14 protein-coding genes and 1 pseudogene are annotated in these 19,533 nt (G+C 71.0%); 8 read left to right on the top strand and 7 right to left on the bottom strand.

Translation table 11 applies throughout. The annotated features are described in order from the left end of the window. Positions 1–22 precede the first annotated feature (22 nt). A complete protein-coding gene (locus DJ476_RS28830; RefSeq protein WP_070204736.1) occupies positions 23–868 on the top strand; it encodes a RecB family exonuclease in 846 nt (281 codons plus the stop codon). Between the two features lie 9 nt (positions 869–877). After that, positions 878–1,549 carry a response regulator gene (locus DJ476_RS28825; RefSeq protein ID WP_003970158.1) on the top strand — a complete coding sequence of 224 codons (672 nt, stop codon included), beginning with the start codon at positions 878–880 and terminating at the stop codon, positions 1,547–1,549. 81 nt (positions 1,550–1,630) lie between these two features. Here the strand turns inward: DJ476_RS28825 and DJ476_RS28820 are convergent, their stop codons facing one another. The 3 genes from DJ476_RS28820 to metH all read right to left on the bottom strand — a co-directional run bounded on the left by DJ476_RS28820 (position 1,631) and on the right by metH (position 7,889). After that, positions 1,631–3,226: an ABC transporter substrate-binding protein gene (locus DJ476_RS28820; RefSeq protein ID WP_103418392.1), complete on the bottom strand. Its 1,596-nt coding sequence runs from the start codon at positions 3,224–3,226 to the stop codon at positions 1,631–1,633. Positions 3,227–3,531: 305 nt separating this feature from the next. Further along, complete coding sequence (locus tag DJ476_RS28815; protein WP_103418393.1) at positions 3,532–4,233, bottom strand: HAD family hydrolase; 702 nt, start codon at positions 4,231–4,233, stop codon at positions 3,532–3,534. A gap of 143 nt (positions 4,234–4,376) precedes the next feature. Further along, positions 4,377–7,889 (bottom strand): methionine synthase, encoded by a 3,513-nt coding sequence (gene metH, locus DJ476_RS28810; RefSeq protein ID WP_112491880.1) that lies wholly within the window; start codon positions 7,887–7,889, stop codon positions 4,377–4,379. A gap of 239 nt (positions 7,890–8,128) precedes the next feature. Here metH and DJ476_RS28805 point away from each other — a divergent pair, with 239 nt between their 5' ends. From DJ476_RS28805 to DJ476_RS28780, 6 genes are all read left to right on the top strand, one after another. Beyond that, complete coding sequence (locus DJ476_RS28805; protein WP_053561887.1) at positions 8,129–8,893, top strand: IclR family transcriptional regulator; 765 nt, start codon at positions 8,129–8,131, stop codon at positions 8,891–8,893. A 410-nt stretch (positions 8,894–9,303) separates the two neighbouring features. Next, positions 9,304–10,095: an MIP/aquaporin family protein gene (locus DJ476_RS28800; RefSeq protein WP_112491879.1), complete on the top strand. Its 792-nt coding sequence runs from the start codon at positions 9,304–9,306 to the stop codon at positions 10,093–10,095. Positions 10,096–10,153: 58 nt separating this feature from the next. Beyond that, the gene (glpK, locus tag DJ476_RS28795) at positions 10,154–11,698 is read left to right on the top strand and encodes a glycerol kinase GlpK (protein WP_070204731.1); all 1,545 of its coding nucleotides are present in this window, start codon (positions 10,154–10,156) and stop codon (positions 11,696–11,698) included. Between the two features lie 13 nt (positions 11,699–11,711). Further along, positions 11,712–13,322, top strand: a complete 1,611-nt coding sequence (locus DJ476_RS28790) for a glycerol-3-phosphate dehydrogenase/oxidase (protein WP_103418395.1) — start codon at positions 11,712–11,714, stop codon at positions 13,320–13,322. A gap of 145 nt (positions 13,323–13,467) precedes the next feature. Next, positions 13,468–14,526, top strand: a complete 1,059-nt coding sequence (locus tag DJ476_RS28785) for an LLM class flavin-dependent oxidoreductase (RefSeq protein ID WP_112491878.1) — start codon at positions 13,468–13,470, stop codon at positions 14,524–14,526. A 157-nt stretch (positions 14,527–14,683) separates the two neighbouring features. Beyond that, positions 14,684–15,709 carry a PAC2 family protein gene (locus DJ476_RS28780; RefSeq protein ID WP_053561883.1) on the top strand — a complete coding sequence of 342 codons (1,026 nt, stop codon included), beginning with the start codon at positions 14,684–14,686 and terminating at the stop codon, positions 15,707–15,709. A gap of 175 nt (positions 15,710–15,884) precedes the next feature. Here DJ476_RS28780 and mshC read toward each other — a convergent pair whose 3' ends face one another. The 4 genes and pseudogenes from mshC to DJ476_RS28760 form a co-directional block, all read right to left on the bottom strand. Beyond that, entirely contained in the window at positions 15,885–17,114 is a 1,230-nt protein-coding gene (mshC, locus tag DJ476_RS28775) for a cysteine--1-D-myo-inosityl 2-amino-2-deoxy-alpha-D-glucopyranoside ligase (protein WP_029395677.1), read from the bottom strand. Positions 17,115–17,244: 130 nt separating this feature from the next. After that, on the bottom strand, positions 17,245–18,084 hold the full coding sequence (locus DJ476_RS28770) for an SCO1664 family protein (RefSeq protein ID WP_112491877.1): 840 nt from the start codon (positions 18,082–18,084) through the stop codon (positions 17,245–17,247). After that, a pseudogene (locus DJ476_RS28765) lies at positions 18,048–18,595 on the bottom strand (DUF3090 domain-containing protein). Before DJ476_RS28765 ends, DJ476_RS28770 begins: the two are co-directional and overlap by 37 nt. A 113-nt stretch (positions 18,596–18,708) precedes the next feature. After that, complete coding sequence (locus tag DJ476_RS28760; protein WP_103418398.1) at positions 18,709–19,431, bottom strand: histidine phosphatase family protein; 723 nt, start codon at positions 19,429–19,431, stop codon at positions 18,709–18,711. Between the last annotated feature and the right edge of the window lie 102 nt (positions 19,432–19,533).

Raw genomic sequence — 19,533 nt, 5'->3', positions numbered from 1 at the left:
GCCGTCGCGGGCGAGCGATTTCATGCAGTGCCCTCTGCTCTACCGCTTCCGGGTCATCGACAAACTGCCGGAGAAGCCCAGCGAGGCGGCTACCCGGGGCACGCTGGTCCATGCGGTGCTGGAGCGGCTGTTCGACGCCCCGGCGGCGGACCGTACGGCGCCGAGGGCGCGGGCGCTGGTGCCCGGCCAGTGGGACCGGCTCCTGGAGGCGCGGCCGGAGCTGGGCGAGCTGTTCGCGGACGATGCCGGGGGCGAGCGGCTGGCGCGCTGGCTGGGCGAGGCGGAGCGGCTGGTGGAGCGGTGGTTCTCGCTGGAGGACCCGACGCGTCTTGAGCCGGCGGAGCGGGAGATGTTCGTCGAGACGGAGCTGGAGTCGGGGCTGCGGCTGCGCGGGGTGATCGACCGGATCGATGTGGCGCCCACCGGCGAGGTGCGGATCGTCGACTACAAGACGGGGAAGGCGCCGCGGCCGGAGTATGCCGAGGGCCCGCTGTTCCAGATGAAGTTCTACGCGCTGGTGATCTGGCGGCTGAAGGGGATCGTGCCGCGCCGGCTCCAGCTGGTCTATCTGGGCAGCGGCGATGTGCTGACGTACGACCCGGTGGTGGCGGATCTGGAGCGGGTGGAGCGGAAGCTGCTGGCGCTGTGGGAGGCGATCTCGCTGGCGACGGAGACCGGTGACTGGCGGCCGCGCCCGACGAAGCTGTGCGGCTGGTGCGACCACCAGGCGGTCTGTCCGGAGTTCGGCGGGACTCCCCCGGTCTATCCGCTCTCGGTCCGCCCGGCGGAGCCGGGCGAGGGTGACCAGGGCAGAATGGGGCCCGTCCGGGCCGAGGCCGGCCGACCCGTGGCTCTTGAGGGCCTGTAAGGAGTTTCCGTGGCGATCCGCGTCCTACTGGTCGACGACCAGCCGCTGCTGCGCACCGGTTTCCGGATGATTCTGGAGGCCGAGGGCGATCTCGCGGTGGTCGGTGAGGCCGGTGACGGTCTGCAGGCCATCGACCAGGTGCGGGCGCTGCAGCCCGATGTGGTGCTGATGGACATCCGGATGCCGCGGATGGACGGCGTGGAGGCGACCCGCCAGATCACCGGTCCCGGCAAGGACGGTCCGGCGAAGGTGCTGGTGCTGACCACGTTCGATCTCGACGAGTACGTGGTGGAGGCGCTGCGGGCGGGGGCGAGCGGGTTCCTGCTGAAGGACGCCCCGGCGGCCGAGCTGGTGCAGGCGATCCGGGTGGTGGCGGCGGGCGAGGCGATGCTCGCGCCGAGCATCACGCGGCGGCTGCTCGACAAGTACGCGGACCATCTGCCCTCGGGCGAGGACCCGGTGCCGGACGCCCTGCACACGCTGACGGACCGTGAGGTGGAGGTCCTGAAGCTGGTGGCGCGGGGGCTGTCCAACGCGGAGATCGCCGCGGATCTGTTCGTCAGCGAGACGACGGTGAAGACGCATGTGGGCCATGTGCTGACGAAGCTGGGCCTGCGCGACCGCGTACAGGCCGCGGTGTACGCGTACGAGAGCGGGCTGGTGCGTCCGGGCGCCCAGTAGGCCCCTGTAAACGCGGCCGTCCGGCCCGCCCCCGCTGGTGTGGGGGCGGGCCGGACGGCTTTCGCGGTTCCGGGCCCGGGGTCAGGCGTTCTTGTTCAGCTCCCAGAGCTGGAGTTCGGAGGTGGCGCTGATGGAGCGCTCGACGCCCGCGACGCCGCTGCGGGAGGCCACATACTGCTTGCCCTGCCAGATCGGCAGGACGGGGACGTCGGTGGCGACGATGTCCTGGAGCTTCTCGTAGGTCGTGGCGGCGGCGCTGCGGTCGGCCTCGCGGCGCGACTTGGGGATCAGGACGTCCTGCGCTTCCTTGGACCGGTACGGGGAGTTGAGGAAGTTGTTCTTGTCCAGGAACGGGGCGGTGTAGTTGTCCGGGTCCGGGAAGTCGGGGAACCAGCCCATGCCGTAGGCCGCGTAGTCGCCGCGCTTCTGCTCGGGGCGGTACTTCGACCACTCCTTGCCCTCGACGTCGACCTTGAAGAGGCCCGAGCGGTTCAGCTGCTGCTGGAGCGCCTTGAACTCCTTGGCGGTGGCGGAGCCGTAGTGGTCGTTGGTGTAGTGCAGGGTGAACTTCACCGGCGTCTTGACCCCGGCCTTCTCCAGGGTCTCGGCGGCCTTGGCGGTGCTGGGGTCGCCGTACTTGTTGAAGAAGGCGTTGGTGTGGCCGGTGATGCTGGAGGGGATCAGCGAGTAGAGCGGCTCGGCGGTGGTGCCGTAGACCTTGCCCGCGATCTCGCCCCGGTCGATGATCTGCGCCATGGCCTGCCGTACGGCCTTGTTGACCACCGGGTCCTTGGTGTTGAAGCCGAGGTAGCTGATGGCGAGGCCGGGCATCTCGGTCAGCTCGATGCCCTTCTTCGGGTTGACGAGCATGTCGCGGGCCTGCTCCGGAGACATGGCCCGGGTCATCATGTGGATCTTCTTCTCCTCCAGCGCCTTGCCCATGGCCTCGGCGTCGGGGAAGAGGTCCATCTCGACCTTCTCGTTGAGGACCTTCAGCTCGCCCTTGTACGAGGGGTTCTTGGTGAAGACGATCCGGGTGATCCGGCCGTCCTCGGTCTGCGGCTTCATGGTGTACGGCCCCGAGCCGTCGACCTGGAAGCCGGTGCGCGCCTCCTTCGCCGGGTACTTCGCCTTGGGGACGATTCCGGCGGCGGGGGTGGCGAGCTTGTACGGGAAGGTGGCGTCGGGCGTGTTCAGGTGGAAGATCACCTGGTTGTCGCCCTTGGTCTCGATCATGTCGATGTTGGCGAGGAGCCCGACCGGCCCGCTGTCGGAGTTGATGTCGATGACCCGCTGGATGGAGTACTTCACATCCTCGGCGGTGACGGGGGTGCCGTCCGCGAACGTCAGGCCGGGCCGCAGGGTGCAGCGGTAGCTCTCGTTGACGGTGTCGGTGAAGGTGCAGCTCTGGGCGGCCTCGGGGATCGGCGCGCCGCCGCCGACGGGGACGCTGGTCAGGGTCTGCACCGTCTGCCGCAGGACGTTCCAGACGCCTGCCTCGTACCCGATGGCCGGGTCGAGAGGAGCGGGGTTCTCCTCGGAGGCCACGAGCTGGTCCGTGGTGCCGACGACGATGGCGCCTTCGCCACCGGCGCCGCTGTCCGTGCTGCCGCAGGCGGCGAGCACGGGGGCGAGCAGGCCGACGACGGCCGGCAGCACCAGGGTCTTGCGGTTCATACGGGCTTTCTCCCTCATCACGGTGGGTGAGGAATCAAAGTTAGTAGCCGCCGGTGGCCGCTCCGACCGCGCGCGGAGCGGCCTGCCCTCCTCCGGCGTCCGGAGGGGGCGATATTTGATCACCATTCCGGACAGATCATCCGATGATGGCGGGCCACAGAGGGCTCGCAGGTGAGGAAGCTCACCCGTCCGACCTCTTCACATTTCCCGCCCATGGCTGATTCACGTCCATGGAAAGTTGCCGGAACGCACACGGAACGTTCAACACGGAACGGCGTTCCGCACCGATCGCCCAGCGCGGCCGCTCAGCCCGTGGGGGTGATGAGCCTCCGCAGGAAGGGCAGGTCGACCTCTTCGAGGGAGCCGACGACGACCCGGCCCACGGCGGGGGCGATGGGGGCCACCGAGGGGACGGCGACCACCCGGCACCCGGCCGCCTCGGCGGCGGCCACCCCGGTCGCGGTGTCCTCGACGACCGCGCAGCGCCACGGGTCGGCGCCGAAGCCCGCGGCGGCGGTGAGGTAGGGCTCGGGGTGCGGCTTGGTCCGGGTGACCTCGTCCCCGGCGACCGTGAGCGCGAAGTGGTGGTGGCCGACCGAGTCCAGCACCCGGTCGATGATCCGGCGGTGCGAGGCGGAGACGAGCGCGGTGGGGATCCTGGCCGCGGACAGCTCGGCGAGCAGCCGCTCGGCGCCGGGCATCAGCGGCACCCCGCGCACGATGCGCTTCTCGAAGCCGTCGTTGAGCAGCACGGTCAGCTCGTCCAGGGCGATGTCGGCGCCGGTCACGTCGATGAGGTAGCCCGCGCTGCGGGTCATCGGTCCCCCGACGACGACATCGCGCCAGGCCTCGTCCAGCTCGTGTCCGAGTCCGGCGAAGACCTCCTTCTCGACGTCCCACCAGAAGCCCTCGGTATCGACCAGGGTTCCGTCCATGTCGAGAAGGACCGCCTGCAGAGCGGCGCCTTCGGCCGTGCGGGTCAAGGACGCGGGGACCGTACTGGTCATCCGGCACACCTTCCGTAAGGGACGAGAAGGCCGGCCGCCATTCCCAGAAGTGGGAGGGCGACCGGCCTGCACTGGACCGACCAGTGTACGACCTGTCCGGCTACGGTGCGCGAACGACGCGGGGCCGTGGTGCGAGCGGGCGGTTACCGTGCGTTGAAGTACTTTGCCTCGGGGTGGTGGATGACGATGGCGTCGGTGGACTGCTCCGGGTGGAGCTGGAACTCCTCGGACAGCTCCACCCCGATCCGCTCCGGCCGCAGCAGGTCCGCGATCTTCGCACGGTCCTCCAGGTCGGGGCAGGCCCCGTAACCGAGCGAGAACCGCGCGCCCCGGTACTTCAGCGCGAACATGTCCTCCACCTCGGCCGGGTCCTCGCCGCCGAAGCCCAGCTCGCTGCGGACCCGGGCGTGCCAGTACTCCGCCAGGGCCTCCGCGAGCTGGACGGAGAGGCCGTGCAGCTCCAGGTAGTCGCGGTAGGAGTTGGCGGCGAACAGCTCGGCGGTGGCCTCCCCGATCCGGGAGCCGACGGTGACGACCTGGAGGCCGATCACATCGGTCTCGCCGGACTCCTCGGGGCGGAAGAAGTCCGCGAGGCAGAGGCGGCGGCCGCGGCGCTGGCGCGGGAAGGTGAAGCGGGTGCGCTCGGAGCCGTCCTCGTGGAGGAGGATCAGGTCCTCGCCCTTGGAGACGCAGGGGAAGTAGCCGTAGACGACGGCGGCTTCCAGCAGGTTGTTGGACTGGAGGTGGTCGAGCCAGCCGCGCAGGTGCGGGCGGCCCTCGGTCTCCACCAGCTCCTCGTACGTCGGCCCGTCCCCGGTCCTGGCCTGCTTGAGGCCCCACTGCCCCTTGAACAGGGCGCCCTCGTCCAGCCAGGAGGCGTACTCCTTGAGCGGGATGCCCTTGATCACCCGGGTGCCCCAGAACGGCGGCTCAGGGATCGGGTTGGTGGTGGAGACGTCCGAGCGCACCGAGCCCTCGGGCTCCTGGACCTCCAGCACGGGGACGTCCTTCTTGGGGACCCGGCGCTGCTTGAGCTCGGGCAGGGCCGCGCCCGGCACCCCGCGCTTGACGCCGATGAGGGCGTCCATGAGGCGCAGCCCCTCGAAGGCGTCGCGGGCGTAGCGCACCTCGCCCTCGTAGATCTCGTGCAGGTCCTGCTCGACGTAGGCCCGGGTCAGCGCGGCGCCGCCGAGGATGACCGGGAAGTCGGCGGCCATCTTGCGCTGGTTCAGCTCCTGGAGGTTCTCCTTCATGATCACGGTGGACTTCACCAGGAGGCCGGACATGCCGATGACGTCGGCGCGGTGCTCCTCGGCGGCTTCCAGGATCGCGGAGACGGGCTGCTTGATGCCGAGGTTGACGACGTTGTAGCCGTTGTTGGAGAGGATGATGTCGACGAGGTTCTTGCCGATGTCGTGGACGTCGCCGCGGACGGTGGCCAGCACGATGGTGCCCTTGCCCTCGTCGTCGGACTTCTCCATGTGCGGCTCCAGGTGGGCCACCGCGCTCTTCATGACCTCGGCGGACTGGAGGACGAACGGCAGCTGCATCTGGCCGGAGCCGAACAGCTCACCGACGACCTTCATGCCCTCCAGGAGGGTGTTGTTGACGATGTCCAGGGCCGGGGTGTCCTGGAGGGCCTCGTCGAGGTCGGCCTCCAGGCCGTTCTTCTCGCCGTCGATGATGCGGCGCTGGAGCCGCTCGTCCAGCGGGAGGGCCATCAGCTCCTCGGCCTTGCCCGCCTTCATCGACTTCATGTTGACGCCCTCGAAGAGCTCCATGAGCTTCTGGAGGGGGTCGTAGCCCTCGGCGCGGCGGTCGTAGATCAGGTCGAGGGCGACCTTGACCTGCTCCTCCTCCAGCCGGGCGATGGGCAGGATCTTGGAGGCGTGGACGATCGCGGAGTCCAGGCCCGCCTTGACGCACTCGTCCAGGAAGACGGAGTTCAGCACGACGCGGGCGGCCGGGTTGAGGCCGAAGGAGATGTTGGAGAGGCCCAGCGTGGTCTGGACGTCCGGGTGGCGCTTCTTCAGCTCGCGGATGGCCCCGATGGTGGCGATGCCGTCGCCCCGGGACTCCTCCTGGCCGGTGCAGATGGTGAAGGTCAGGGTGTCGATGAGGATGTCGGACTCGCGGATGCCCCAGTTGGTGGTGAGATCCTCGATCAGCCGCTCCGCGATGGCGACCTTGTGCTCGATGGTGCGGGCCTGGCCCTCCTCGTCGATCGTCAGCGCGATCAGGGCGGCGCCGTGCTCGGCGGCCAGGGCGCTGACCTGCGCGAACCGGGAATCGGGGCCGTCGCCGTCCTCGTAGTTGACCGAGTTGAGCACGGCCCGGCCGCCGAGCTGCTCCAGTCCGGCGCGCAGGACGTCCAGCTCGGTGGAGTCCAGCACGATCGGCAGGGTGGAGGCGGTGGCGAAGCGGCCGGCCAGCTCGGTCATGTCCGCGACGCCGTCGCGGCCCACGTAGTCGACGCAGAGGTCGAGCATGTGGGCGCCCTCGCGGATCTGGTCGCGGGCCATCTCCACGCAGTCGTCCCAGCGGGCCTCCAGCATGGCCTCGCGGAACTTCTTGGAGCCGTTGGCGTTGGTGCGCTCCCCGATCGCCAGGTAGGCGGTGTCCTGGCGGAAGGGCACGTGCTGGTAGAGCGAGGCGGCGCCGGGCTCGGGGCGCGGCTCGCGCTCGGGCGGGGTGAGCCCCTGGGCCCGCTCCACGACGGCCTTCATATGGGCCGGGGTCGTACCGCAGCAGCCGCCGATCAGGGAGAGGCCGTAGTCGCGGACGAACAGTTCCTGGGAGTCCGCGAGGCCGTCGGGGCCGAGCGGGAAGTGCGCGCCGTCCTTGGTGAGGACGGGCAGGCCCGCGTTGGGCATGCACATCAGGGGCGTACGGGAGTGGCGGGCGAGATAGCGCAGGTGCTCGCTCATCTCGTCGGGGCCGGTCGAGCAGTTCAGCCCGATCAGGTCGATGCCGAGCGGCTCCAGGGCGGTCAGGGCGGCGCCGATCTCGGAGCCGAGCAGCATGACGCCGGTGGTCTCGAAGGCGAGGGAACAGATCAGGGGCACGTCGATGCCGAGGGCGTCCATGGCCCGGCGGGCACCGATGATGCTGGCCTTGGTCTGGAGCAGGTCCTGGGTGGTCTCGACGATCAGGGCGTCCGAGCCGCCCGCGAGGAGTCCTTCGGCGTTGCGCTGGTAGCCGTCGCGCAGGATGTCGTACGTGATGTGGCCGAGCGAGGGCAGCTTGGTGCCGGGGCCGATCGATCCGAGGACCCACCGCTGGCGGCCGTCCCTGGCGGCGAACTCGTCCGCGACCTCGCGGGCGATGCGGGCGCCGGACTCGGACAGCTCGTGGATCCGGTCCGCGATCTCGTACTCGTTGGCGGCGGAGTGGTTGGCACCGAAGGTGTTGGTCTCCACGCAGTCGACGCCGACCGCGAAGTACTCCTCGTGGACCGTGCGCACGATGTCCGGGCGGGTGAGGTTGAGGATCTCGTTGCAGCCTTCGAGGCCCTCGAAGTCGTCGAGGGTCGGGTCCTGGGCCTGGAGCATGGTGCCCATGGCACCGTCGGCCACCACCACCCGGGTGGCGAGCGCCTCGCGCAGGGCGGCTGCGCGGGTCCGGCTGTCAGGGGCGGGTGTCGGCAACGAGGCCATGGATGATCTCCCAGGGATGCGACGGCTGTCGGCTTTGCGTCCTTCTCGGGGAAGGCGCACCCCGCCAGCGTAGCCGGACACCCTGCGGCGTGGTCGGCCCGTCCATGGGGCGGACTGCATGCTGTGCGGGTGCGGAGCCGCCGGACGGCGGGAGGAGACTTTCCCCCGGAGTCCAGCACAGGTCGGCATCGACCGATAGTGTTCAGCATTGTCGAACCGAGGTGGAGGAGTACGGCGCGATGGCCAAGAACATCCAGTCGCTGGAGCGGGCGGCCGCGATGCTGCGTCTGCTGGCGGGCGGCGAGCGGCGGCTCGGGCTGTCCGACATCGCCTCCTCCCTGGGGCTGGCCAAGGGCACCGCCCACGGAATCCTCCGCACCCTCCAGCTGGAGGGGTTCGTCGAGCAGGACGCCACCTCGGGGCGCTACCAGCTCGGCGCCGAGCTGCTGCGGCTGGGCAACAGCTATCTCGACGTCCACGAGCTGCGCGCCCGCGCCCTGGTCTGGACGGACGACCTGGCCCGCTCCAGCGGCGAGAGCGTCCACCTGGGCGTGCTCCACCAGCACGGCGTGCTCATCGTCCACCACGTCTTCCGGCCCGACGACAGCCGCCAGGTGCTGGAGGTCGGGGCGATGCAGCCGCTGCACTCGACGGCGCTGGGCAAGGTGCTGTCCGCGTACGACCCGGTGGCGCACAGCGAGGTCATGGAGGCGGAGCGCCGCTCGTTCACCGGCCGTACGGTGACGGCCGCCGACGAGTTCGAGGCGATGCTCGACCTGATCCGCGCCCAGGGGTGGGCCGCCGACGCCGAAGAGACCTGGGAGGGCGTGGCGGCCGTCGCCGCCCCCGTCCACGACCGGCGCAGGATGCCGGTGGGCGCGGTGGCCGTGACGGGGGCGGTGGAGCGGGTGGCGCCGGGGGGCGTGCTGCGTCCCGAGCTGATCGCGGCCGTACGGGACTGTGCGCGGGCGGTCTCCCGGGACCTGGGCGCCGGCCGCTTCTGAGGGCCGGGCCGTCTCCGTAGCGTCCGCTCCCGAGGGCCGGGCGCGGTCTCCGTAACGCCTGCCACATCCACTGCGACGCCTGCCGCACCCCCTGCCGCAACGCCCGCCGCGGGCGTGCGCTCGCGCGTCCGCACGTCCGGGCGCATCTTGGGGTAACGATCGCGTCGCGCACCGAGTCCTCGGCCACAGAACCCTTGACGCTTCCTTCACTCGGGGGAAACACTGCCGTTCAACGGTCGGCATTGTCGAACGCCTAACGGCAATACGCGTTAGGGTGTGACAGTGCCAAGGGCCGGTCAAGCCCTACAGATGGGGTGCCCACGCCTCGTGGACGCCTGATCTGGGGCGCGGATCACCGGAGGGACCCGGTGTTTCCGCTCTCCCCTGGACGAAGGACGAAGGAGTCGCGGGTGTCCAGCTCCGACATTTTCATCGGCGAGACCATCGGTACCGCCGTACTCATCCTGCTCGGCGGCGGTGTCGTGGCCGCCGTCACGCTGAAGCGCTCGAAGGCCCGCGACGCGGGCTGGCTGGCCATCACCTTCGGGTGGGGTTTCGCCGTGCTGACCGGCGCCTACCTGGCCGGTGGTGTCTCGGGCGCCCACCTCAACCCCGCGGTCACCCTGGGCCTCGCCATCAAGGGCGGCACCGCGTGGGGCGACGTGCCCCTCTACCTCGGCTCCCAGCTGCTCGGCGCGATGATCGGCGCCGTACTGGTCTACGCGGTGTACTACGGGCAGTTCCACGCCCACCTCACCGACCCGGAGATCTTCGGTACCAAGGGAACCGAAGAGGGCATGGTCGACCAGACCGCCGCCCCCAAGGCCGGACCGGTGCTCGGAATCTTCTCCACCGGCCCCGAGATCCGCAACGCTGTGCAGAACGTCCTCACCGAGGTCATCGCCACGGTCGTGCTGGTCCTGGCGATCCTGACCCAGGGCCTCAACAACGAGGGCAACGGTCTGGGCACGCTCGGCGCCCTGGTCACCGCCCTGGTCGTGGTCGGCATCGGCCTCTCGCTGGGCGGGCCCACCGGCTACGCCATCAACCCGGTCCGCGACCTCGGACCGCGCATCGTGCACGCCGTGCTGCCGCTGCCGAACAAGGGTGGTTCGGACTGGGGCTACGCGTGGGTACCCATCGTGGGTCCGCTCATCGGTGGCGCCCTCGCCGGTGGGCTCTACAACCTGGCCTTCGCCTAGCCCACCCGGGTATCAGCGCCGTAACCCCTATCACTTCACAGACTTCCGGGAGCACACCGTGACCGACGCACACACCACCGGCACCCACGGCAGCGGGCCGTTCATCGCCGCCATCGACCAGGGCACCACCTCCAGCCGCTGCATCGTCTTCGACAAGGACGGCCGCATCGTCTCGGTCGACCAGAAGGAGCACGAGCAGATCTTCCCCAAGCCGGGCTGGGTCGAGCACGACGCCACCGAGATCTGGGAGAACGTGCAGGAGGTCGTCGCCGGGGCCATCGTCAAGGCCGGCATCACCTCCGCCGACGTCAAGGCGATCGGCATCACCAACCAGCGCGAGACCACCCTGCTCTGGGACAAGAACACCGGTGAGCCGGTGCACAACGCGCTGGTCTGGCAGGACACCCGCACCGACGCGCTCTGCAAGGAGCTCGGCCGCAACGTCGGCCAGGACCGCTTCCGCCGCGAGACCGGGCTGCCGCTCGCCTCGTACTTCGCCGGGCCCAAGGTCCGCTGGCTGCTCGACAACGTCGAGGGGCTGCGCGAGCGCGCCGAGGCCGGCGACATCCTCTTCGGCACCATGGACTCCTGGGTCATCTGGAACCTGACCGGCGGCACCGACGGCGGCGTCCACGTCACCGACGTCACCAACGCCTCGCGCACCCTCCTGATGAACCTGCACACGATGACGTGGGACGAGAAGATCCTCCACTCCATCGGCATCCCGGCCGCGGTCCTCCCCGAGATCCGCTCCTCCGCCGAGGTGTACGGCAACGCCAAGGGCGGCATCCTCGACGGCGTGCCCGTCGCCTCCGCGCTCGGTGACCAGCAGGCGGCCCTGTTCGGCCAGACCTGTTTCGCCGAGGGCGAGGCCAAATCCACGTACGGCACCGGCACCTTCATGCTGATGAACACCGGTGGCACCCCGGTGAACTCGTACAACGGGCTGCTCACCACCGTCGGTTACCAGATCGGCGACAAGCCCCCGGTGTACGCCCTGGAGGGCTCCATCGCGGTCACCGGTTCGCTGGTGCAGTGGATGCGCGACCAGATGGGCCTGATCAAGTCGGCCGCCGAGATCGAGACGCTGGCCTCCTCGGTCGAGGACAACGGCGGCGCCTACTTCGTGCCCGCCTTCTCCGGACTGTTCGCCCCCTACTGGCGTCCCGACGCCCGGGGCGTGATCGCCGGTCTCACCCGCTACGTCACCAAGGCGCACATCGCCCGTGCCGTCCTGGAGGCCACCGCCTGGCAGACCCGCGAGATCAGCGACGCCATGACGAAGGACTCCGGCGTCGAGCTGACCGCGCTCAAGGTCGACGGCGGCATGACGTCCAACAACCTGCTGATGCAGACGCTCGCCGACTTCCTGGACGCACCCGTGGTGCGCCCCATGGTCGCCGAGACCACCTGCCTCGGCGCCGCCTACGCCGCCGGCCTGGCCGTCGGCTTCTGGCCGGACACCGACGCGCTGCGCGCCAACTGGCGCCGGGCCGCCGAGTGGACCCCCCGCATGGACGCGGACACCCGTGCCCGCGAGTACAAGAGCTGGCTCAAGGCCGTCGAACGGACCATGGGCTGGATCGAGGACGAAGAAAGCTGACGAGGAGCATTCCATGACCACCCTGCAGAGCGTTCCCGCCCTCGGAACGCACCCGGCCTCCGGCTCCCTGCCGAGCCGCGCCGAAACCCGGGAGCAGCTGTCCCGGGCGACGTACGACCTCCTGGTCATCGGCGGCGGCATCCTGGGCATCTCCACCGCCTGGCATGCCGCGCAGTCCGGGCTGCGGGTGGCTCTGGTGGACGCCGGTGACTTCGCCGGCGCCACCTCCTCCGCCTCCTCCAAGCTGCTCCACGGCGGTCTGCGCTACCTCCAGACCGGCGCGGTCAAGCTGGTCGCGGAGAACCACTTCGAGCGGCGCGCGGTCTCCCGCGAGGTGGCCCCGCACCTGGCCAACCCGCTCACCTTCTACCTGCCCGTCTACAAGGGCGGCCCGCACGGCGCCGCCAAGCTCGGCGCGGGCGTCTTCGCCTACTCCGCGCTCTCCGCGTTCGGTGACGGCGTCGGCCATGTCATCTCCCCGGCCAAGGCCCAGCGCGATGTGCCCGAGCTGCGGACGGACGACCTCAAGGCGGTCGCGGTCTACCGCGACGACCAGATGAACGACGCCCGCATGGCGCTGATGACGGTCCGCGCGGCGGTCGACGCGGGCGCGGTCGTCCTCAACCACGCGGCCGTCACGGGCCTGCGCTTCACCCGGGGCCGCGTCACGGGCGCCGAGCTGAAGGACGGCGTGGACGGTACGGAGTTCGGCGTCACCGCCCGCCTCGTGCTCAACGCGACCGGCCCGTGGGTCGACCACCTGCGGAAGATGGAGGACCCGAACGCGGCCCCCTCCATCCGCCTCTCCAAGGGCGCCCACCTGGTCCTCAAGCGCACCCGTCCGTGGCGGGCGGCGCTGGCCACCCCGATCGACAAGTACCGCATCACGTTCGCGCTGCCGTGGGAGGACATGCTGCTCCTCGGCACGACGGACGAGGAGTACGAGGGCGACCCGGCGGACGTCTCGGTGACCGAGGCGGACACCGCGCAGATCCTGGACGAGGCAGCGTTCTCGATCAAGGACCAGCAGCTCTCGCGCGACCTGATCACGTACTCCTTCGCCGGTCTGCGCGTGCTGCCCGGCGGTCCGGGCGACACCTCCAAGGCCAAGCGCGAGACGGTCGTCACCGAGGGCCGCGGCGGGATGCTGTCGGTGGCGGGCGGCAAGTGGACGACCTTCCGCCACATCGGCCGTACGGTGATGAACAAGCTGGCCGCCCTGCCCGGCCACCCGCTGGCCGAGGACATGGAGCCGATGAACCGGCTGCCGCGGAAGCTGCCGCTCCCCGGGATCGCCAACCCGAACGCGGTCGCGCACCGGCTGCTGATCGACGGCCCGGCGCCCGGCCCGCGCATGGCGCCGGACACCGCCCGCCACCTGGCCACCCACTACGGCTCGCTCGCCTTCGACATCGCGCGCCTGGCGAACGAGAACCCGGCGCTGGCCGAGCGCGTCCACCCGGACGCCCCGGAGATCTGGGCCCAGGTCGCCTATGCCCGCGACCACGAGTGGGCCGAGACGGCGGACGACGTGCTGCGCCGCCGGACCACGCTGACGATCCGGGGCCTGGCGACGGACGAGATCCGCGACGGCGTCGAGAAGCTGCTGGCCGACCGGGACTGATCTCCCCACGGGGTACGGCGGACGGGGGCGGCTCCCACACGGGAGCCGCCCCCGTCCTCGTACGCTCACGGCACTCCCCGTGCCCCCGGGCACGCGCCACACTCCCGCCATACGCGCGCAATGTGCCGCGAGGAGAGTGGAGGCCATGAGATTCTCGGTGCTTTCCCTGATCGGCCATGACCCGCACCCGCTGACCGGTGAACTCGCCTCCCCCGCCGACCGGTTCGAGGAGGTGATCGCCACCGCGTCCGTCGCCGAGGAGCTGGGCTTCGACTCCTACTCGGTCGGTGAGCGGCACGCCGGGGCGTTCCTCTCCTCCAGCCCGAGCGTGGTGCTCGGCGCGATCGCGGCCCGTACCTCCACGATCCGGCTGCTCACCGGGGTGACCGTCGTCGCGATCCTCGACCCGGTCCGGGTGGCGGAGGACTTCGCGACGCTCGACCAGATAGCGCGGGGCCGGATCGAACTGGTCGTCGGGAAGGGCGCCGAGGCGGGCCACTTCGACCTCTTCGGGCTGGACGAGGAGCGGCAGTGGGACCTCCAGAAGGAGAAGTACGAGCTGCTGCGCCGGCTCTGGACCGAGGAAGGCGTCGACTGGAAGGGCGAGTTCCGCCCGCCGCTGAAGAACGTGACCACGGTCCCCCGCCCGTACGACGGTCTCCCCCGGATCTGGCACGGCTCGGCCACCAGCCTCAACTCCCCCGAGCTGGCGGCGAAACACGGCGATCCGCTCTTCACCGCCAACGCCATCCAGCCGCGCGAGGCGTACGCGAAGCTCATCGCGCACTACCGGGAGCGGTTCGAGGCGTACGGGCACGATCCGGCGGAGGCCCGGGTGGCGGCGGGCTCCGGCGGGCTGCTCATCGCCGACAGCTCGCAGGCGGCGGTCGCCCAGTACAAGGAGCTGTACGAGGCGCGGGTGCGGCAGACGTTCAAGCCGCATCTGGCGGGGAAGGCCGGATACAACACCCCGTTCCGGACCATCGAGGACGCGATCGAGGGCGGCCCGCAGCTCATCGGCTCCCCGCAGCAGATCATCGACAAGATCCTCGGCTGGCACACCGTCTACCGCCACGACCTCCAGTCGGTCACCGTGGACGGCTTCGGGCTGAGCCGGCCCGAGCAGCTGGAGACGCTCCAGCGGTTCGCGGAGGAGATCGCCCCGGTGGTGCGGCGGGAGGCGCCCTCCACGCTCTGGGAGTGAAGGGGCGGTGAGGGCGGACGGGGGCTGATGCACTGTTCGGCCCGATGATCCACTCCTGCTGGCAAGGTTCACCCGGCCGTGCAAACGGGCTGCGGTCGAAGGGTCCCGAAGCCGTAAGGTTGCTCCGTACGTATGGAGTCAGCGGAAGGAGGCCCGGGTGATCGAGCTCGAGTCGGTGCCCGAGCTGGTCGACCCGGTCATGGTGGCCGCGTTCGAAGGCTGGAACGACGCCGGTGACGCCGCCTCCACAGCGGTCGGCCATCTGGACCGGGAGTGGAAGGGCGAGGTGTTCGCGGCGCTGGACGCCGAGGACTACTACGACTTCCAGGTCAACCGGCCCACGGTGTGGCTGGAGAACGGGGTGCGCAAGGTCACCTGGCCGACGACCCGGCTGTCGGTGGTGCGCGTCGGCGGGGAGAAGCCCCGGGACCTGGTCCTGGTGCGCGGGATCGAGCCGTCGATGCGCTGGCGCTCGTTCTGCAACGAGATTCTCGGCTTCGCCCATGAGCTGGGCGTCGAAATGGTCGTCATCCTGGGCGCGTTGCTCGGGGACACCCCGCACACCCGGCCGGTGCCGGTGAGCGGGGTCACCTCCGACCCGGATCTGGCGCGGACGATGCAGCTGGAGGAGACCCGGTACGAGGGCCCGACGGGCATCGTCGGCATCCTCCAGGAGGCGTGCACGCATGCCGGGGTGCCCGCGGTGAGCCTGTGGGCGGCGGTGCCGCACTACGTGTCGCAGCCGCCGAACCCGAAGGCGACGCTGGCCCTGCTCAACCGGCTGGAGGACCTGATCGGGCTGCGCATCCCGCTGGGCGAGCTGCCCGAGGACGCGCGGGCCTGGCAGCTCGGCGTGGACCAGCTGGCGGCCGAGGACAGCGAGGTCGCGGAGTACGTCCAGACGCTGGAGGAGGCGCGGGACACCGCGGAGCTGCCCGAGGCGTCCGGCGAGGCCATCGCCCGGGAGTTCGAGCGGTATCTGCGGCGCCGGGACGGTGGTCCCGGACCGGGCGGCCATGCGACGGAGAGCGGGGACGCGACGTATCTGCGCGACCCGTCGAGCAGCCGCGCCCGCCCGCCGAAGCCGCCCCGCACGGACCCGGGGCCGGGCCGGAAGCCCGAGGAGCGTCCCGAGGACAAGGGCCCCGACGAGTCGTCCGGGGAGGGCTCCGGCGGGGAGTGATCTCCGACGCGCTGTGAAGGTCCGGGCGTCGTACGGGAGTTGATCCCGTACGACGCCCTTTCCGTGGCCTCGGTCCGCACGCGGGCGCATCACGGACGGCACCGGCCCCGGACTTCTCCACGAAGTCCGGGGCCGGTGCGGTGGGTCGGGGCCGGGCGGCGGGCCGCCCTCCGTCCTACAGGGCGACCCCCAGCAGGGCGTCGACGGTACGGGAGACGAGGCCGGGTGCCCCCTCGTCCGTACCGCCCTCCGCGCTCTGGAGTTCGGCCCAGCGGTCCACGGCGGCGAGCGCCGTGGGGGTGTCCAGGTCGTCGGCGAGGGCCTCGCGGACCTCCTCCACCAGGGCGTCGGCCGAGCGCCCGTCGGGGCGTGAGACCGCCGCGCGCCAGCGGGCGAGGCGCTCGACGGCGTCGGTGAGGACCTGGTCGGTCCACTCCCAGTCGGCGCGGTAGTGGTGGGAGAGCAGGGCGAGGCGGATGGCCGCCGGGTCCACGCCCTCACGGCGCAGGGTGGAGACGAAGACGAGGTTGCCGCGGGACTTGGACATCTTCTCGCCGTCGAGGCCGACCATGCCCGCGTGGACGTACGCCTTGGCGAACGGGTGCTCGCCGGTCAGCGCCTGGGCGTGCGACGCACCCATCTCGTGGTGCGGGAAGACCAGGTCGGAGCCGCCGCCCTGGATGTCGAAGCCCATGCCGAGGTGGTCCAGGGCGATGGCGACGCACTCGATGTGCCACCCGGGGCGGCCTTCGCCCAGGGAGGCCCCGTCCCAGCTCGGCTCGCCCGGGCGGGCGGCCATCCAGAGCATCGGGTCGAGGGGGTTCTTCTTGCCGGGGCGCTCGGGGTCGCCGCCGCGCTCGGCGGAGAGCAGCCGCATGGCCGCCGCGTCGAGGCCGGAGACCTCGCCGAAGTGCGGGTCGGCGTCGACGGAGAAGTAGATGTCGCCCTCGAGGTCGTAGGCGGCGCCCGCCTCCCGGAGCCGCTCGACGAGGGGCACGATGCCGGGTATGGCCTCGACGGCTCCGATGTAGTGGCGCGGGGGCAGCATCCGCAGGGCGGTCATGTCCTCGCGGAAGAGCGCCGTCTCGCGCTCCGCCAGCTCGGACCAGTCCTGACCGTCGCGCACGGCCCGCTCCAGGAGCGGATCGTCCACGTCGGTCACGTTCTGGACGTAGTGAACCTGCCGCTTGGTGTCGAGCCACACGCGCTGAACGAGGTCGAACGCGTTGTAGGTCGCCGCATGACCCATGTGGGTCGCGTCGTACGGCGTGATGCCGCAGACGTAGATGCGGGCGACGGGACCGGGGTCAAGGGTGATCCGTCCGCCGGTCGCGGTGTCGTGGATCCGAAGGTCGCGGCCCTTGCCGGGCAGGGCGGGGACCTCAGAAGCGGGCCAGGCATGCATGTCATGAGCGTAACCGGACGATCCTTCCGGATACGAACCGGATCCGGAATCCTGTCCGAAGAGGCACTCTTGCGATAAACCTTCGAAAGACTGTACGGAATGAGCTTCCGGCAGCTCCCGTCGGCGCCCGCTACACGGGCGGCCAGGGGATCGGCGGCCACTGCCCGCTCGGCTCCGGGTGCGCCTCGGTGTGGAGCAGCCCCGCCACCCGGGCCCGCAGGGCGTCCAGTTCGGCGGCCGTGATGAGTTGCGCCATCCGGGTGGCCAGGGGTTCCCCCGCCGCCAGCTCCCCCGCGAGCAGGGTGAGCACCGCCAGCGCCTCCTCGGTGAGCGGCTCGCCGGCCCAGCCCCACAGGAGGGTGCGCAGCTTGTCGTCGGCGTTGAAGGTGACCCCGTGGTCGATGCCGTACAGCAGCCCGCCGGGGCCCGGCAGCAGATGGCCGCCCTTGCGGTCACCGTTGTTGATCACCGCGTCCAGCACCGCGAGCCGCCGCAGCCGGGGGTCGTCCGCGTGCACCAGCAGCGCCGTCTTCCCGTTCCCCACGTCCGCGTAGCCCACGGCCTTCCAGCCCTCGCCCGGCTCGTCGCCCTCGACGAGGGCCAGCAGCTCGGGCGTCTCCTCACCGGGCCCGGGCCCGTCGATCCAGAGCTGGCACATGCCCTGCCCGTACGGCCCCTCCCGCAGCACGGTGGGCGGCACCAGATCCCAGCCGGTGGCCCGGGAGATCTCGTACGCCGCCACCTCCCGCTGCGCCAGCGTCCCGTCGGGGAAGTCCCAGAGCGGCTGCTCGCCCGCGACCGGCTTGTAGGCGCAGGTGCGCTCCTCGCCCTCGTACGCGACGGTGCAGTGCAGCACCGCGTTGGACGCCCCGCCGACCTGCCCGAGGACGGTGAGCGTGCCCTCGGTGAGCAGGGTGGTCAGGTCGGTGTCCGTCAGGCTCCGCGACGGTATCCGTTCTGGCGCGGGCATACGTGTCCTTCCGGATCGAGCGGCAGGCTGCACAGCGGGCACGGCGGACGGCCGGCGTTGACGACGTCCAGGGCGCGCTTGGCGAACGCGCGGGCCTGGGCGCCGCTGAGCCGGACGCGGAGCATGGGCGGGCCGTTCTCCTCGTCCTGGAGGAGCTTCTCCTCGGCCTCCGCGAGGTCGTCCTCGGAGTCCGCGTCCAGCTCGACGAGGGCCTGCGCCTCGACGATCATGCGCTGCTCGTCGCCGTCCCAGGCCAGGGCCATGGTGCCGACCCGGAACTCCTCCTCGACGGGGACGTCCAGGGGGCGGTGTCGGTGACGTCGGTGGGGGCCACGGCGGGCACCGGCGAGTTGCCGCCGGTCCGCCGGACCACCTCGTCGAGCAGTTCGTCGATCCGCTCGGCCAGGGCGGCCACCTGGGTCTTCTCCAGGGCGACGCTGGTGACCCGGCCCTTGGAGGAGGCCTGGAGGAAAAACGTACGGCGGCCAGGCAACCCGACCGTACCGGCCACGAATCGGTCCGGTGGGTCGTAGAGGAACACCTGACGGGACACGTCCTGTCTCCCTTGAGAATCGATGGGCGGATAGCGGCGCTACGGCGCGTCCACCCTACTGCCCGCGGAGATCACGGCGCGCCCCCGCCGCCCCCGACCGCCGCGTCCGACGTGCCGTCACCCGCGGCGGAGGGTGCGGCGTCCGCTCCGGCGGGCTGTTCGCGCGGTGCCAGGGGGGTGAGGTCGCCGGTGTCCCCGACGCGCAGGAGGAAGGGGCGCAGCCGCGTGTAGCGGATGGCGGTGACCGAGCAGGGGTCGACGTGGATGCGCTGGAAGAGGTCCAGGTGCATGCCGAGGGCGTCCGCGACGAGGGACTTGATGATGTCGCCGTGGGAGCACATGACGTAGGTGGCGTCCTCGCCGTGCTCGGCGGTGACGCGGTCGTTCCAGTCGCGTACGGCGTCGACGGCGCGGGCCTGCATGGCGCGCATCGACTCGCCGCCGGGGAAGGCGGCTGCGGAGGGGTGCTGCTGGACGACGGACATCAGGGGCTCGTCGGACAGCTCGGCGAGCTTGCGCCCCGACCAGTCGCCGTAGTCGCACTCGCTGATGCGCTCCTCGGTGTGCACGGCCAGTCCGGGGCGGGCCTCCAGCAGCGGCTGGAGCGTCTGACGGCAGCGCTCCAGGGGGCTGCTGACGGCGACCGCGATTCCGAGGGCGGCGAGCCGGGCGGGCAGGGCGGCGGCCTGTTCGGTGCCGCGCTCGTCGAGCAGGACCCCGGGGGTGCGGCCCGCGAGCACTCCGGCGGTGTTGGCGGTGGAGCGTCCGTGGCGTACGAGGATCAGCGTCGGCATACCGGCCAGGGTAGATGTCCCGTGACGCCGGGTGCGAGAGAGGAGCCACGGGGAAGGAGACGACGGTGAACGGGCCGCCGCCCGCCTTGTACGTTGTGGTCC

The organism is Streptomyces bacillaris, assembly GCF_003268675.1.
GTDB classification, from domain to species: domain Bacteria; phylum Actinomycetota; class Actinomycetes; order Streptomycetales; family Streptomycetaceae; genus Streptomyces; species Streptomyces bacillaris.
This window is presented reverse-complemented; position numbering and strand designations above follow the sequence as displayed.

Bases quoted from the DNA above. Each gene is read 5' to 3' on its own strand.
- DJ476_RS28830 (WP_070204736.1), top strand. From the start codon at position 23: ATGCAGTGCCCTCTGCTCTACCGCTTCCGGGTCATCGACAAACTGCCG.
- DJ476_RS28820 (WP_103418392.1), bottom strand. From the start codon at position 3,226: ATGAACCGCAAGACCCTGGTGCTGCCGGCCGTCGTCGGCCTGCTCGCC.
- DJ476_RS28815 (WP_103418393.1), bottom strand. From the start codon at position 4,233: ATGACCAGTACGGTCCCCGCGTCCTTGACCCGCACGGCCGAAGGCGCC.
- metH (WP_112491880.1), bottom strand. From the start codon at position 7,889: ATGGCCTCGTTGCCGACACCCGCCCCTGACAGCCGGACCCGCGCAGCC.
- DJ476_RS28805 (WP_053561887.1), top strand. From the start codon at position 8,129: ATGGCCAAGAACATCCAGTCGCTGGAGCGGGCGGCCGCGATGCTGCGT.
- DJ476_RS28790 (WP_103418395.1), top strand. From the start codon at position 11,712: ATGACCACCCTGCAGAGCGTTCCCGCCCTCGGAACGCACCCGGCCTCC.
- DJ476_RS28785 (WP_112491878.1), top strand. From the start codon at position 13,468: ATGAGATTCTCGGTGCTTTCCCTGATCGGCCATGACCCGCACCCGCTG.
- mshC (WP_029395677.1), bottom strand. From the start codon at position 17,114: ATGCATGCCTGGCCCGCTTCTGAGGTCCCCGCCCTGCCCGGCAAGGGC.
- DJ476_RS28770 (WP_112491877.1), bottom strand. From the start codon at position 18,084: ATGCCCGCGCCAGAACGGATACCGTCGCGGAGCCTGACGGACACCGAC.
- DJ476_RS28760 (WP_103418398.1), bottom strand. From the start codon at position 19,431: ATGCCGACGCTGATCCTCGTACGCCACGGACGCTCCACCGCCAACACC.